The organism is Crassaminicella indica (assembly GCF_019203185.1).
Taxonomy (GTDB): Bacteria; Bacillota; Clostridia; order Peptostreptococcales; family Thermotaleaceae; genus Crassaminicella; species Crassaminicella indica.
Genome location: NZ_CP078093.1, coordinates 489734 through 504311, shown reverse-complemented (window position 1 = coordinate 504311; position 14578 = coordinate 489734). Strand labels below are relative to the sequence as shown.

Annotated in this window: 14 protein-coding genes and 1 pseudogene; all 15 read left to right on the top strand. The window is 27.3% G+C overall.

Features of this window, described 5'->3' with window-relative positions; translation table 11 throughout:
• The first annotated feature begins 3 nt into the window (after positions 1 to 3).
• The 15 genes and pseudogenes from KVH43_RS02425 (at position 4) to KVH43_RS02360 (ending at position 14434) form a co-directional block, all read left to right on the top strand.
• The gene (locus tag KVH43_RS02425; protein WP_218283321.1) at positions 4 to 825 is read left to right on the top strand and encodes a phospholipase D-like domain-containing protein; all 822 of its coding nucleotides are present in this window, start codon (positions 4 to 6) and stop codon (positions 823 to 825) included.
• 51 nt (positions 826 to 876) lie between these two features.
• Complete coding sequence (locus KVH43_RS02420) at positions 877 to 1557, top strand: DNA/RNA nuclease SfsA (protein ID WP_218283320.1); 681 nt, start codon at positions 877 to 879, stop codon at positions 1555 to 1557.
• 134 nt (positions 1558 to 1691) lie between these two features.
• Positions 1692 to 3491 carry a hypothetical protein gene (locus KVH43_RS02415; protein WP_218283319.1) on the top strand — a complete coding sequence of 600 codons (1800 nt, stop codon included), beginning with the start codon at positions 1692 to 1694 and terminating at the stop codon, positions 3489 to 3491.
• A gap of 622 nt (positions 3492 to 4113) precedes the next feature.
• Positions 4114 to 4758: an RpnC/YadD family protein gene (locus tag KVH43_RS02410; RefSeq protein WP_218283318.1), complete on the top strand. Its 645-nt coding sequence runs from the start codon at positions 4114 to 4116 to the stop codon at positions 4756 to 4758.
• 78 nt (positions 4759 to 4836) lie between these two features.
• Complete coding sequence (locus KVH43_RS13165; RefSeq protein ID WP_255547793.1) at positions 4837 to 4962, top strand: hypothetical protein; 126 nt, start codon at positions 4837 to 4839, stop codon at positions 4960 to 4962.
• A gap of 150 nt (positions 4963 to 5112) precedes the next feature.
• Positions 5113 to 5643, top strand: coding sequence for a hypothetical protein (locus tag KVH43_RS02405; protein WP_218283317.1), 531 nt, complete (start codon positions 5113 to 5115; stop codon positions 5641 to 5643).
• A 170-nt stretch (positions 5644 to 5813) separates the two neighbouring features.
• Positions 5814 to 6809: a PDDEXK family nuclease gene (locus tag KVH43_RS02400; protein ID WP_218283316.1), complete on the top strand. Its 996-nt coding sequence runs from the start codon at positions 5814 to 5816 to the stop codon at positions 6807 to 6809.
• Between the two features lie 263 nt (positions 6810 to 7072).
• Positions 7073 to 8737, top strand: coding sequence for an AAA family ATPase (locus KVH43_RS02395; RefSeq protein ID WP_218283315.1), 1665 nt, complete (start codon positions 7073 to 7075; stop codon positions 8735 to 8737).
• 118 nt (positions 8738 to 8855) lie between these two features.
• A pseudogene (locus tag KVH43_RS02390) lies at positions 8856 to 8990 on the top strand (IS5/IS1182 family transposase); the annotation flags it as partial.
• Positions 8989 to 9111: a DUF2992 family protein gene (locus KVH43_RS02385; RefSeq protein ID WP_218284058.1), complete on the top strand. Its 123-nt coding sequence runs from the start codon at positions 8989 to 8991 to the stop codon at positions 9109 to 9111. The pseudogene KVH43_RS02390 and the gene KVH43_RS02385, both read left to right, overlap by 2 nt.
• 77 nt (positions 9112 to 9188) lie before the next feature.
• Complete coding sequence (locus KVH43_RS02380) at positions 9189 to 9896, top strand: response regulator transcription factor (RefSeq protein WP_218283313.1); 708 nt, start codon at positions 9189 to 9191, stop codon at positions 9894 to 9896.
• Positions 9889 to 10812: a sensor histidine kinase gene (locus tag KVH43_RS02375; protein WP_218283312.1), complete on the top strand. Its 924-nt coding sequence runs from the start codon at positions 9889 to 9891 to the stop codon at positions 10810 to 10812. The genes KVH43_RS02380 and KVH43_RS02375 overlap by 8 nt, the downstream gene beginning before the upstream one ends.
• 86 nt (positions 10813 to 10898) lie before the next feature.
• Complete coding sequence (locus KVH43_RS02370) at positions 10899 to 11819, top strand: ABC transporter ATP-binding protein (RefSeq protein WP_218283311.1); 921 nt, start codon at positions 10899 to 10901, stop codon at positions 11817 to 11819.
• Positions 11812 to 12552: an ABC transporter permease gene (locus tag KVH43_RS02365; protein ID WP_218283310.1), complete on the top strand. Its 741-nt coding sequence runs from the start codon at positions 11812 to 11814 to the stop codon at positions 12550 to 12552. Before KVH43_RS02370 ends, KVH43_RS02365 begins: the two co-directional genes overlap by 8 nt.
• A 142-nt stretch (positions 12553 to 12694) precedes the next feature.
• Complete coding sequence (locus KVH43_RS02360) at positions 12695 to 14434, top strand: methyl-accepting chemotaxis protein (RefSeq protein ID WP_218283309.1); 1740 nt, start codon at positions 12695 to 12697, stop codon at positions 14432 to 14434.
• The last annotated feature ends 144 nt before the right edge of the window (positions 14435 to 14578 follow it).

Below are 14578 nucleotides of genomic sequence, written 5' to 3'. Positions count from 1 at the left end.
AGGTTGAATTATTCTAAAATGATTGCATTAGTTAATCAATATAGATTAGAGAAACAATTAATGAAATGGGCTGGAATATTTAGATATTTAGGAGCGTGCTATAGTAAAAAAGGATTTACTTTAGAAAAATGGCTTGAATTAAACAATGAGTATATCGATAGTGGGCTGGTGGAAAGTATATTTAGAATTTTAAAAGAAAATGAACTTCAGCGATATTTTGAAATAGTTTATGAAATGACAAAGCTTGATATCAATAGCTTTTATAGAGAAAAGCAACAAAGCTTATTATGGACTCCTCCAAAGGAAGCTTTTGCACCTAAAGATGCATGTAAGGATTACATATATCTTAATATTTGGATACAGCGCCTTATTCAGATTACAGAAAAGAGAATAATATTTTTTTCGCCATACTATACGATTTCTGGAATTAAAAAGCTATTTATAAGTATAGAAGCTTTAATGAAAAATAGAAGGGAAGTTTCAATAGATTTTATTACAAATGATATTAATATAAATAGCAATAAACAAGCATTTAAGTTTTTGCTAAGTAGAATTAATAAGATAGACAATAATAACCTGCGATTGTTTCAAGCGAAAAATAAAGATAAGAAGGATAGCTTTAAATTTCATGCTAAGCTAGTACTGGTTGATGATAATAAAGGCTATATGGGATCGGCTAACTTTAGTAAGGTTGCATTGGAGAACGTATTTGAACTAGGAATCCCATTACAAAAAAAGCAGGTTCATTCATTAACAAAGCTTATAGATTATTGGATTTATAATGAAATATTTAATGAAATTGATTTGAAAAATTTTGAAATATAAAACCGTTACTATTAAATGAATTACAAAAAATATTTTAAGGGAGATAAAGTATTGAAGATTAGTAGCAAAATAATTGAAGGTAAATTTTTATATGAAAGCAAGAATAGATTCATTTGTAAAGTATTGATAAACAATGAAGAAATAGAATGTTATGTGCCTAGTGCATCTAGATTGGAAAATTATTTAATATTAAAGAATAAAAAGGTATTATTGACACTTAATAAAGGGAAAAAAAGAAGAACTAAATATAGCTTGTTTGCTGTTGAATACTATGGAAAATACATTATGCTGAATTTAAATATTGTGAACAATTTAGTAGAAGAATATATTATCGAGAAAATAGATGAGCATTCATGTGAAAATTTGTATAAGGAAAAATTTGTTAATGGATATAAAGCAGATTTTTTGTTAGAAGGAAAAGAAAAAGTAGTAGTAGAAGCTAAAGGTATTATTTCAGCTAGAAGGGATGTTGTATTTCCAAGTGTATTTTCTCAAAGAGCCATTGATCAGCTAAGAGCATTATTAGAATTATTAAAAAGTGGGTATAAAGTGTATTATTTTTACATTTCATTAAGTCCTATTGTAAAAAGCATAACTATTAATAGCTTTGATGAAAAATACTCTAAACTATTAAAAAAATGTATGAAAAAAGAAATGAAGATAAAGGCGTTTAGTAGTTGTTACAGTAATAATGAGGTTAAATTATATAAAGAGATAGAAATAAATGCTTAAAGGAATTAAGAAAAATGAAATAGATCAAGAATGTTTTATTTGTTTAAAACTTTTATAGCAAGAAGGTATAATAGAGAAGGAAAATTTCTTTAGCAGATTAAAGAAAGTGAATACGAGAGGGGAAGAGATAGGCTATGGATTATATTTGTAATTTAGATGAATTAAAAAATAAAGTTTTAGATGAAGATGATAGAAGAATGTTGAATGAAATAATTCTATGTACTAGAAGTAAAGCATATAGAGCGGCATATATAATGACTTGGATATGTATTGCTGAATCAATTAAAGGGAAAATCAAAAATATGTCTAAGTATGATGGACAAGCATTGAAAGTATTAAATGATATTGAGGACAAAGAGAAATATCATAAATCTACAGATGAAATGATTATGCAACAGGCTAAAAAATTAAATATTCTGAATGAAGTTGCGATTAAAAGAATACAGCATATAAGAGAAATGAGACATGTATATGCACATCCTAGAAATGCAGAGCCTAAACAGTTTGAATTAGTATCAGCTTTAAATATTGCGGTTGAAGAAGTGTTGTCAAAAAGCTTTAAGTTAAGACATGAATATGTTAAAGAATTAATAGATAAGATGAGTTCAGAACAAAGCCTTTTACATGATAATAAAGCCAGCGTATATGAATTTGCTAAGAAAAGGAAAAAACTAATACAGAAATCAGCATACAGGTTATTATTTGAACAGATAGCCAGAGAGTTAAATGATACAATTAATGTACCAGAAAGACAGTGGGTAACTAGAAGATTGATTTGGTTTTCGGATGCTTTTTTTGAGGATGAAGAAATATTAGAAAATATAAAACCTTTTTCAATAAGTGATTTAGGTAGTGCAATTTTGTTGACAAACTTTAATTTGTGGCAATTTGCAAGTCAAGAGATGAGAGATTCTATTGTAAATAGATTACTTATGCAAAAAGAAGATGGGGTGGGTTATAATAAAAAAGTATATTATTTACCTTTAGGGATAGAGCGATTGAATATGCTATATAAAGGTGGATATTTACGTGGGAAAATTAATAAAGAAAAGTTTATAAATTCAATTTTTGAAATGCCATTTTATAGATTGAATTTAAAAGATATAGAAATAAACTTAATAATAGATAGAATAATAAAAGAATTGAAAAGTTATGATTGGCATATTCATCAGAATCCTGCAGTAAGAGCGTTGAAAGAATTAGATATGAGTGAAATAGAAAAAGTAAATAGTGAAAAATTAGAAGAGTTGGGTAGAAATATATTACAAGCAGCAGAAGGGAGGTCTGATGAGTGCGTAAACTATATACAGACTATGAAAGAGAATAGAACAAATAAATATATTTTTAAAGGAATTTTTAAAGAATGCTTTATAAATGAGAAGACAGAATTTAGATTTAAATTTAAATATATAAAAAATGTTATTAACTACTTAATTGAAAATATTGATGAAGCTTTCAAGACACAAATAATAGATGAGATGATAGAAAATTATAGCAATGCAAAACCTAAAGATGATAGATGTATAGACACATATAGCAAAGAAATTAATAATATCTTCAATTATATAGAATATTATCGCATAGATAGAGATGATAGTGTCATGAAATTATTTCTTGAAATTAGAGAAAGAGTACATGATAACTTAATAGAAATTTATTTAAAGTATATAGAAGAGGAGAAGACTATTTCGATGAGAAGAATATGGTATAAAGCTATTTGTGAGAATATAAGATATTGTGGTGGAAAAATATATGAGTATTGTATAAAAACTAAGGATGCAATAAAAAAAGATTTGAACAGCAATGAATATAAAGAAGAAATATGTGAGTATTTTTTATCTATTAACAAAAGTGTATTAAGTGTAGTTGAGAATGACGAAGAAAAAAAAGAAATTGAAATGGAAATTAAGGAATGTGAAGAAATATTGACTTAAATAAATAAAATAGTGTTTTTGAAAGATAGCTTAAATGGATTTTACAGAATATAATATAGAAATATAGGTGAAGAAAAAAATCAATAATATATATATAATCTATAGAAAGAAAATAAGAATGAGTAGGCTATTCTGATCAAACTTTGTTTTAAAAATAATTATCTAATAAATTCTAGATAACTGAATAATGATCAAACTTTGTTTTAAAATTTATCTTTAAGTTTGACGAAGATTCAATGGTTTTAGAGCATATTTTGATCAAACTTTATTTTAAACCTACAGTGATGTATTAGCAAAAAAATCTTTTTTGCTGTAAAAAAAACTCTTCGGAGCAAAATAAATTTGTTCGTTAAGGACACGTAAATTAGAGTAAAATCTAGTTACGTGTCTTTTTTATTTTCACGATATTGGGGAGAAAAAATGGAAATAAAAAAAGAAAAGTAGAAAACATAAATGGAACCAATCTTGAGCCTTAATTCCTGCTCTATGGTACTCAAAAATTTGGAAGGCAAGTTAATATTGCATTTCAAAACACTTTAAAGAAGATATAAATAAGTCAAATATAAAAAACAAGACTTATGATGAATTATTTGTATGTTATAATAAATATATACCAAAGAAGATGGTGAATGGAAAGAATAAATGGACAGCAGTAAGAAGCTTTAAAGAAATATTAAATGGATATGAATTATTCGAAGAAAATGTTGTAGACTTTAAATATTTATTATTTGATGTAAATAGAATGGATAAGGAAGAATTATTTAATATAGCAAATGTAGTAAGTAGTGTATTTTTATTAGATCAAGATGTAGAAATAGAAGAAATAATAAAAAGACTTAAATTAATAGGAAGAATAATAAGAAGTAGTGCAACAAAGGAGCAGGAAAAATCGTTTAGAAGTTGGCTTTTAAATATATTTAAGAATAGGTTTGAAGGAGAGAAAAGAGAGAATATATATAGATTACTGGTAGAAGTATCAGAAATGGAGGTGGATGATATGGTAAGCAATTTAGGAAGAAAGCTAGAAGAAGAATTTAAGCATAGAGAAAAAAAGGGAATACAGCAGGGAATACAGCAGGGCATACAGCAAGGGATACAACAAGGAATACAGCGTGGAATACAGCGTGGAATACGGCAGGGAATACAGCAAGGAAAGAAAGAAATGGTAAGGAATTTATTGCTATTAGGAGTAGATATTGAAAAAATTATAAAGGCATCAGAACTAAGTAAAGAAGATATAGAAAAAATAAAAAGAGAAATTAATTAAATATGACAGATGAGCTAACAAAATAAACTCGTACTAACTAATATTGGCAGGAATGGGCTGAATAGATACATTGATTTATTGTTTAAGGATACTAGAGATAATAGACCTGTTATTGTAGAGCTGAAGAAGGAAAGTCTAATAAGAGAAAACATTGCTCAAATACTTGAATATAGAGCATTAGTCGTTTCTATGGATGACGAATAAGATGAATGCCTATAAATGAATTGATAAAAACATTTAAAGTTTTTGATTTACAACTAGTAAAGATACTTGATTTATACAATGTAACTTATAGATATACTTATGAAAATTAGGATGTATGGCTAAACAAGAAGTTTAAATAGGTGATAAAAAGTGATTAATTGGGAATGGAATGAAGCTGATATTTTAGAAAAAAATCAACAGTGGAATGAAGCAAGAACATATATTTATACTAAATGGATGGAAAATCAACTAGATTTAAAAGTAACAATTAGATTAGGATTTCTATGTTGGTACGTTTTGGTTGAATGGGATTGTATAAATTCAGAAGGAGTAAACCAAGAAAAATTTGAGAATAGTTTAAAAGAGGTAACTCAATTTGGATTAATGAATTTTAGTGAAGAGATTGAATTTCTATGGATATTTGGTTATATGATATCTATGTTTCCTTATTATTTTGGAGATTATGAGGAGATGGAACAATTAGGTATAGAAATGTTAAGGAAGGCACATCATTTGGATACTAGTGACTCAATTGTTAAGATGGTATATTTAGGGCACAATTATAATGAAAATCCTAAAGAATATGAAAAATCTTGTAAAATGTCAAAGCTATTATTAGTTGATAGATTTAAAGGTGAAGGTATTCTTGCTGAATATTTTAGAGAAGTATTAAATCGTTAGAGTCTTTCATTTAGAGCAAAGCTCAATAAAAAAATATTGAATTTGCATAAATGTAAAGGTTCTTTTTTTGTTTGCCTTCATTAGGTTGTGTGAGTAGAGTTCTTGTAATTACTTACTTATTTAAAAAGAATTTGATAAATTTGATGAAACTAGAATTTGGAGGTAAATTTATGTTGATTCCTGTAAATATAAATAGCTCAATTGAAGTAAACAACTTAGATGTAGAGATTTTGCAATTTAAGGATTTGAATATTAAAGAAGAACATATAGAAGAGTTTTTAAGAAAAAATATTGAGATAATTATTGATGATGAAACTCTGTTAGTAATTGGGAGACAAGTTAGAAATGCAGAAAAAGGTAGAAGTGATTTAACTGCAATAGATAAAGATGGAAACTTAGTTTTGATTGAAATAAAAAGAGATTTAGATGATGTTAAAATGAGACAAGAACCCTTTGAATTTCAAGCTATTAGATATGCTGCAAGTTATGCAAAAATAAAAAATGTTGATGAGGCAGTAGAAAAAATATTTGCACCTTACATATTGAAGTACAATAATGAATTTGAATTAGGTGAGCTTACACCAGAGGAAAAGGGAAAGAGAATACTAAATGAATTTCTTGAAAAGAACAATGCGTTGAAGACATTCAATAGAAAACAGAGGATTATTTTAGTTGCTTCAGGGTTTGATGCTCAAACTTTATCAGCAGTAGCTTGGCTAATTGAAAACGGTGTTGATATAAACTGTATTGAACTTGTTCCCGTAAAAATAGGTGAGCAAATGCTATTGCAGTCAAATCAGATATTACCATTACAAAAACTATACGATTATTATGTTGAAATAGAGGATAAAAAGACAACTACAAGTGGACAAAGTAAAATAACTAGAAAATATTTACCTAGAATGAATAAGCTGTTTGAATGGGGAATTATTAAATCAGGAGATATGGTTGAGATTAGGAACTATCCAGATTCAGAGGCAGAGGTTATTGATATTCAAAAGGTGAAGTACAAAGATGAAGTAATGTCTTTTAATCGATGGGGAGAGAAAATAACGGAGTGGTCATCTGTAAATATTTATGAATGGACTATTTTAAAAGGAAGTAATAAGACACTGCATGAATTAAGAATGGAAAAGATGGAAGAACTTGAGAGTGAGAAGTTGTAAAAGTTAAATAGAAGTGATTAATTTTTTAAGAAGCTTTGTAAAAAAATATAAATGATATTATCGATAAAAACTTTTGTTCCTACAAAAATATTTGAAATTTTAAAGTGATGTTTTGTAGAGGTTGAAATTACAACGTTTTTGTGAAAAAGTGCTATTTAAGAGATACATCCATTAAAACAAGGGGTGATTTTGAGAAATAGATCAATGATGATTGGTTATGATATAATAATAGGTAATAACCTTAAATTAGAGGAGAGTAATTTATGAAGAAAGTACCGATAGGAATAAGTGATTTTAAAAAATTGATAACTGAAAATTATTATTATGTAGATAAAAGTTTATTTATAAAGGAAATAATAAATGATGGTTCGGAAGTAATACTGCTGCCAAGACCTAGACGTTTTGGAAAGACACTTAATATGAGTATGCTTAGATATTTTTTTGAGAAAAGTGATGAAGATAATAAATATTTATTTGAGAATTTAAAGGTGAATAAGTATAAAGATATAATGGGTATGCAGGGAAAATACCCAGTTATATATCTAACATTCAAAGATATAAAAGATGGAAATTTTCAAAAGTGTTATGAAAAAATGAAAGAAATTATATCTATTGAATATTATAAACACAAATATCTACTAGATAATTATTTAAAAGGTATAGAAGAAACTTATTTTAAGAAAATACTATCTATGGAGGCTTCTCAAGGACAGTATGAAACAAGTCTTAAAAATTTAAGCAAGTTTTTAAGTGAATATTATAATCAAAAAACAATTGTGTTGATAGATGAATATGATACACCAATACAAAGTGGATATTTAAGTGGATACTATAAAGAAATAATAGAATTTATGAGAAATTTTTTGAGTGGTGCTCTTAAAGATAATGAGTATTTGCAAAAGGGAGTTCTTACTGGAATATTAAGAGTAGCAAAAGAAAGTATATTTTCAGGACTTAATAATTTAAAGGTTTGTACAATATTAAAAAATCACTATAGTGATAAGTTTGGTTTTTTAGAAAGTGAAGTAGAAGAAATATTAAAGTATTATAATATAGAGTCTGAAATGGATGAAGTTAGAAAATGGTATAATGGATATATATTTGGAGAAAATATAATATACAATCCATGGTCAATACTTAATTACGTAGATAACTATGAAAAAGGATTTAGAGCTTATTGGGTAAATACGAGCAGTAATGATTTAGTAAAAATAGTATTGACAAAAGCAGGAGAAACAGTAAAAAAAGAACTTGAAGATTTGATAAAAGGAAAAGCTATTGTAAAACAAATAAATGAAGATATAGTGATGAATGATGTAGAAAATGGATCGGAAAATGTATGGAGTTTTTTGCTTTTTAGTGGGTATTTAAAAGTTATAAATGAAAATTTAAAAATGGGGAGAAGTTTTTGTACATTAGAAATACCAAATTTTGAAGTGAAATATCTATATGAAGAAATAATATTGTCTTGGTTTAAAGAAAGTATTAATAATGAAAAATTTAATTATATGCTAAAGAGCTTGACAACAGGAGATATAGAAACATTTGAAGATATATTTAGTGAGTATATAATAAAAAGTGCAAGCTATTTTGATATAGAGGAAAGTGAAAAATTCTATCATGCATTTGTGCTTGGAATTTTAGTAGCATTAAATGAAGAATATGAAGTAAAATCAAATAGAGAAAGTGGATATGGAAGATATGATGTAGCATTAATTCCAAAAGATAAAAATAAACTAGGGATAATTATGGAGTTTAAAAAAGTAAATAAAAGAAGAAAAGAAACATTGGAAATTGCAGCAGATAAAGCAATAGCGCAAATAAAAGATAAGAATTATAAACAGGAATTATTGGATATGGGAATTGAAAACATAATGGAGCTAGGAATAGCATTTGAAGGAAAAGAAGTTTTAGTAGTTGAGGGATAAGAGATAATCAGATTGTTGACAAAGTATAAAAAGCGAGAATTCTTTTTTTCAAAAAGGATTCTCGCTTTTCATGTAGAACAAATATATATAGAATAATTTCCCGAAGAGACTGATTGTATTGTTAACTAAGAATAATGGATACCAAAATAGAATTGAAACTGTTATGATTGAGAACCTAGTTTCTGAAGATCATTTGATTAGAAAAATCAATAAATATATTAACTTTTCATTTATATATGATTTAGTAGAGAATTGGAACAAAGGCTCAAATTGCAATAAAACTTCAATATGAATCTAATAAAATAGAAAAGAAAAAGATATCAAAAGAGAGAAAAATAGAGGAGCAAAGAAGAATTCATTTTACATATGCTTAATTATTGAAAAATATGGTAAAATATACACATGCTTTTATGACATAAAGGAAAAAGTTTTTTAAAAGGGGGATAAAAGTATGGAGTTTATAAATATTTTAGTGGTTGAAGATGATGAAGCCATCAATCAGCTTATTTGCACGACTTTAAAAAAAGCAGGATACAGAGTAGATGCAGCTATGGATGGAGAAGAGGCTTTACTTAAATATAAAGAAAAAAATTATCATATGATCCTACTAGATCTTATGATTCCTAAAATAGATGGAATAGAAGTTATGAGGAGAATAAGAGTAGAAAGTATTGTCCCTATTATCATCTTATCTGCAAGGGATGAAGAGATAGATAAAATCCTAGGACTTAGGATGGGGGCAGATGATTATATGATAAAGCCGTTTTCTACAGCAGAGCTTTTAGCAAGAGTAGGATCAACAATTCGAAGAAGTTTTTATTTTAAAGAATCGAGTATAGCAAAAGAAGAAAAAATTATTTATGGAGATATTTCTTTAGATGTAAATAATTATGAAGTTAGAAAAAAAGGAGAAAAGCTTGCCCTTACAAGGAAAGAGTTTGAAATATTAAAGCTTTTTTTTAAGAATCCTAATAGAGTGTTTACAAAACAACAAATATTTCAGCATGTTTGGAGAGATGATTATATAGGGGATGAAAATACAGTTATGGTACATATAAGAAGATTAAGATCAAAAATAGAGGAAAATTCTTCAAATCCTAAAATTATTGTAACGGTTTGGGGCATAGGCTATAAGCTTGGAGAGATAAAAAATGACTAAGAGGATTATTTTGATTTTAAGCACTATCTGTATGTTTTTGAGTTTAATACTTTTTAAGCAAAATAAACAAATCAAAAAAATAAATAAAGTGCTTATGCAAATAGAAAAAGGAAACTTTAATCAAAGAGTAAGGCTAAATACTAATAATAGAAATATGGAGAAATTATGTGAAACAATTAATATACTCGTCAATAAATTTCAAAAAATTCTTATTGAATATAAAAAAATAGAAGAATCAAGGAAAAAAATTATTTCAAATATTTCTCATGATCTAAGAACCCCTCTTACTTCTCTTTTAGGATATATAGAAGCCATAAAAAATGATCCAACTCTAAGGGAAGAAGAAAAAGAAAAATATATAGAGGTTGTTTATTCAAAAGGAAAGCTTCTTCATGTACTTTTGGAAGATTTTTTTGCGTTATCAAAGATTGAATCTAATGATGATGTATTAAATTTTAAGAAAATAAATATTTGTGAATCAGTAAGAATGAGTATACTTACGTTTTATGAAGATTTTACAAAAAATAATATTATTCCAGAGATTCAGTTGCCAGATGAACAGTTATTTATATCAGGAGATGAAAAAAGCATTCATAGAATATTAAATAATCTTTTATCGAATGCTTTAAAATATGGAAAAGATGGAGGAAAAATAGGTATTGAGATCAAAAAAGAAAAGGAGTCTGTAAGGATCACTGTTTGGGATAATGGAAAAGGAATTCCTAATAATGAGATTCCTCATATATTTGAACGATTATATACCCTAGAGGATTCAAGAAATACTCATTTTCAAGGAAATGGGTTAGGGCTTACCATCGTAAAAAAGCTTATAGAAAAGCATGATGGAAGGATTTATGTAAGTAGTATTCCCTATAAAAAAACGGAGTTTTCATTTACCTTTCCTTTAGTTCAATAAAATATGATTTAAGAAATTTGTAAGATTCATGTTAAAGCCATGTAAGCTTTATAGGATATCCTATAATCAGAAGGGAAGGGATATATATGGAATATGTATTAAAAACGGTGAATTTAACGAAAAAATATAAAAACAAAACAGCCGTAGACAACTTAAATATCCATATTAAAAAAGGAGAAATTTATGGATTTTTAGGAGAAAATGGAGCAGGAAAAACAACTACTATTAGGATGATTATGGGGCTTGTAAAGCCAACGGGTGGGAGTATTGAAATCTTTGGGGAAAATATTACTTCAAATAAAAATCAATACTTAGAAAGAATCGGATCAATCATAGAATTTCCAGGCTTTTATCCAAATTTAACAGCTAAAGAAAATTTAGAGATTCATAGAAGATTAATGGGAGTGCAGGGGAAAAAATGTATAGACGAGGCTTTGGATATATCTGGGATAATTCACGCTAAAAATAGAAAAGTAAGAGAATTTTCTTTAGGGATGAAGCAGAGACTTGGTATTGCAAGAGCGCTACTTCATCATCCAGAGTTACTTATTTTAGATGAGCCTACCAATGGATTAGACCCTATGGGCATAAAAGAAATAAGAGAATTGATATTAGAGTTATCTAGTAAAAAGAATATAACAGTTTTAATATCTAGTCATAATTTAAGTGAGATACAGCAAATGGCTACCACTATTGGGATTATCCATGAGGGGAGATTGATAGAGGAGATTGATTTTCATACCCTTCAAAATAAAAATAGACATTATATAAAAATAAAGGTAAGCGATGATAAAAAAGCAGCTATGCTTCTTGAAGAAAGATTAGGGATTTGTGATTATATGGTTATTGAAAAAAATATTTTAAGAGTTTATGAACAACTCTCTGATGTTGAAAAAATCAACCGAATTTTTATACAAAATCATGTGAATGTTAGTGAGATTGGATTGATGAAAGATAGCTTAGAGGATTATTTTTTAAAGGTTACTGGGGGTGAAGGGTGTGTTTAATCTACTATATACAGAAGTTTTGAAGTTAAAAAGAGCGAAGGTTATGTGGTTATTGCCCATCGGAGGGTTACTTCCAACTTTATTGAATATAATAATCATTATAAATAATTTAAAAAATTATAATATACATTGGGAATCAGCTTTTAAAAATAATTTTGTATTTATGACTTTGATTATGGGGGTTGCTTTATTTTCGTTGATTTCAGGATACGTATTTTCAAGAGAGTATACGGAAAATACAGTAAATACTTTATATACTTATCCAGTAGATAAATATAAATTTATTTTTGCAAAATTAATAGTGATTTTTATCATGATATATATAACTTTAGTTATAAATTATGTATCTTTATTGGTTGGAGGCATGATGCTGATTAAAGAATCAATAACGGGAAGTTTACTTATAGATACTATGAAAAGTCAATTATTAATAGGAATGATGTTTTTTGCATTAACTCCTGTAAGTTCTCTTTTGGGAGTAATAGGCAAAAATGTTATCCCTCCTATTGTATTAGGAATTAGTGGGGTGATTACAAATATTGTAGTAGTCAATTCAAAATATATAGATGTTTTTCCATGGAGCATTCCAATAGCTTATATTTTTAGAGATAATATAGATGATCCTAGATCAGTTTGTATAAATGCAGGAATCATTTTAACAGGAATGTTTATCATTTTCTTGATTGGATTGATAGGATATTTGAAAAAAACAGATATACATGCTGGATCATGATGGTGTGTCTGATTATAAACACTGCTTTCTAATTTATGAATATAATTACTAATTTAATTAAAAAACTGGAACAGTTGATATTTTTTTGATATTCTATTATTTGAAAACATTCACTTTAAATTTCATATTGGGAGGGATTTTTATGAAAGTTGCAAATAAGTTTGCTCCATACAAAGTAATCAGTAATTTTTTTAAAAATCTTAAAATTACCTCTTTGTTATTTATAATATTAATATTTACATCAATATCTATAGGATATATATCATATTCAGCTCTAAGCGATATGGAAATTTTAAGCAATGATATGAACTCTCTTTATGAAAAAAATATGCTTACCTCTCTTGAATTAAAAAATCTTGAAACAGAATTTTATATAATAAGGGCTAATGTTAATAAGATGCTTTATTACAATAAGTATGATAGAGCTGTAGCAGATCGTATAAAAAATCAAAAATCTAGTTTAATTCAACTCTTTGATAAATATAGAAATAACCATTTAACAAATGAAGAAATAGCTTTATTTGATAAGATTGAAAGTAATTATAAAGCGTATTTAAATGAAGGAGACAAATTATTAAATAAACTACAACAGGGAGTCATGTTAAATGAAGGAGAAGTTGCAAAAGTAATCAACTATGCAGATAAGGCTCAAGAAAACATAGATAAACTAGTAGCTTTTAATGCAAATACTGCTCAAAACGTTGTTGATCAAGCTAATAGTTTATATAAAAATACAAAGAAGATTTTTATAGCTTTATCAGTAGTAATTATTGCTGTTTTAGTAATTTTTACTTTTATGTTTTTAAAATTCCTAAAAGATTCTATGACTCAAATCAATAACGCATTGGAAAAGCTTTCAAAATATGATTTTATAGTTGATTTAGAAGAAGAGGGTAAGAATGAATTTGCTCAAATGAATCGCTCATTAGCAGAAGTTATTAGAAATATAAAAAATGTATTGGCTAAGGTGAAGGGAGGCTCAAATAAAGTAACAGGTCAATCTAAAAGACTTGCTACTGTATCAGAAGAAATGTCAGCAGCTTCACAGGAGCTTGCTAGTACGATGCAGCAGGTGGCAGAGGGAAGTACAAGTCAAGCACAAGACTTGATGGATATAGTAAATTCTTTATCAGATTTTACAAATAGCATAGAAAATGTATATGAAGAGCTTCAAAATGTGAAAAATGAAACAGAAAATGCAGAAAATAAAGTTAATATCGGTAAGCAAGAAATGGATATATTAATTAAATCTATTGAAGAAATAAAAAATGCTTTTGAATTAGTTGTTGGTAAAGTAGAGACATTAACTAATTCTGTAAAAGAAATAAGTGGTATTACTGAAATGATATCAAGTATATCTGAACAGACAAACCTATTGGCACTTAATGCTGCTATAGAAGCAGCAAGAGCAGGAGAAGAAGGAATGGGCTTTGCTGTAGTAGCTGAAGAAGTACGAAAATTAGCAGAAGAATCAAGACAGTCTACAGAAAAAATTGTAGATTTAGTAAATTCTATTACAAAGGATACTGATGAAGTTATTTATACTTCTAAAAGTGTAGAACAATCTGTCAAAGAACAAGCTAAATCTGTTGAAAATACAGTAAAATCCTTTAAAGATATATTGATATCTATTGAAAATATTGCACCTCTTATGAAGAAAACATATGATGCTATGGATGAAATTGTAAAATCTAAGGACGCCGTAATGGAAAGAGTAGAACAGGTAAGTGCTGTAACAGAAGAAAATTCAGCAGCTACAGAGGAAGTAGCAGCATCTTCTGAAGAACTCACTGCATCATCAGAAGAAGTTGCAGCTACAGCACAAAGCTTAAGTGAAGTAGCAGAGAATTTAATGGAAACAGTAAATTGTTTTAAAGTGTAAAAATAAATACAATTTATAGCTATAAGAAAGCCATATATATTTAGAGCAGAAAGCTCTTGATGTATATGGCTTTTAAAAGGTCATATAATTGAAATACTTGTAAATTATTTTTGTTGATAAATGTTAGTATTTGCGATAACCTAT

Excerpts from the sequence above, each read along its gene's own strand:
- KVH43_RS02415 (WP_218283319.1), top strand. The coding sequence starts at position 1,692 with ATGGATTATATTTGTAATTTAGATGAATTAAAAAATAAAGTTTTAGAT.
- KVH43_RS02410 (WP_218283318.1), top strand. The coding sequence starts at position 4,114 with ATGGTGAATGGAAAGAATAAATGGACAGCAGTAAGAAGCTTTAAAGAA.
- KVH43_RS02400 (WP_218283316.1), top strand. The coding sequence starts at position 5,814 with ATGTTGATTCCTGTAAATATAAATAGCTCAATTGAAGTAAACAACTTA.
- KVH43_RS02395 (WP_218283315.1), top strand. The coding sequence starts at position 7,073 with ATGAAGAAAGTACCGATAGGAATAAGTGATTTTAAAAAATTGATAACT.
- KVH43_RS02380 (WP_218283313.1), top strand. The coding sequence starts at position 9,189 with ATGGAGTTTATAAATATTTTAGTGGTTGAAGATGATGAAGCCATCAAT.
- KVH43_RS02375 (WP_218283312.1), top strand. The coding sequence starts at position 9,889 with ATGACTAAGAGGATTATTTTGATTTTAAGCACTATCTGTATGTTTTTG.
- KVH43_RS02370 (WP_218283311.1), top strand. The coding sequence starts at position 10,899 with ATGGAATATGTATTAAAAACGGTGAATTTAACGAAAAAATATAAAAAC.
- KVH43_RS02360 (WP_218283309.1), top strand. The coding sequence starts at position 12,695 with ATGAAAGTTGCAAATAAGTTTGCTCCATACAAAGTAATCAGTAATTTT.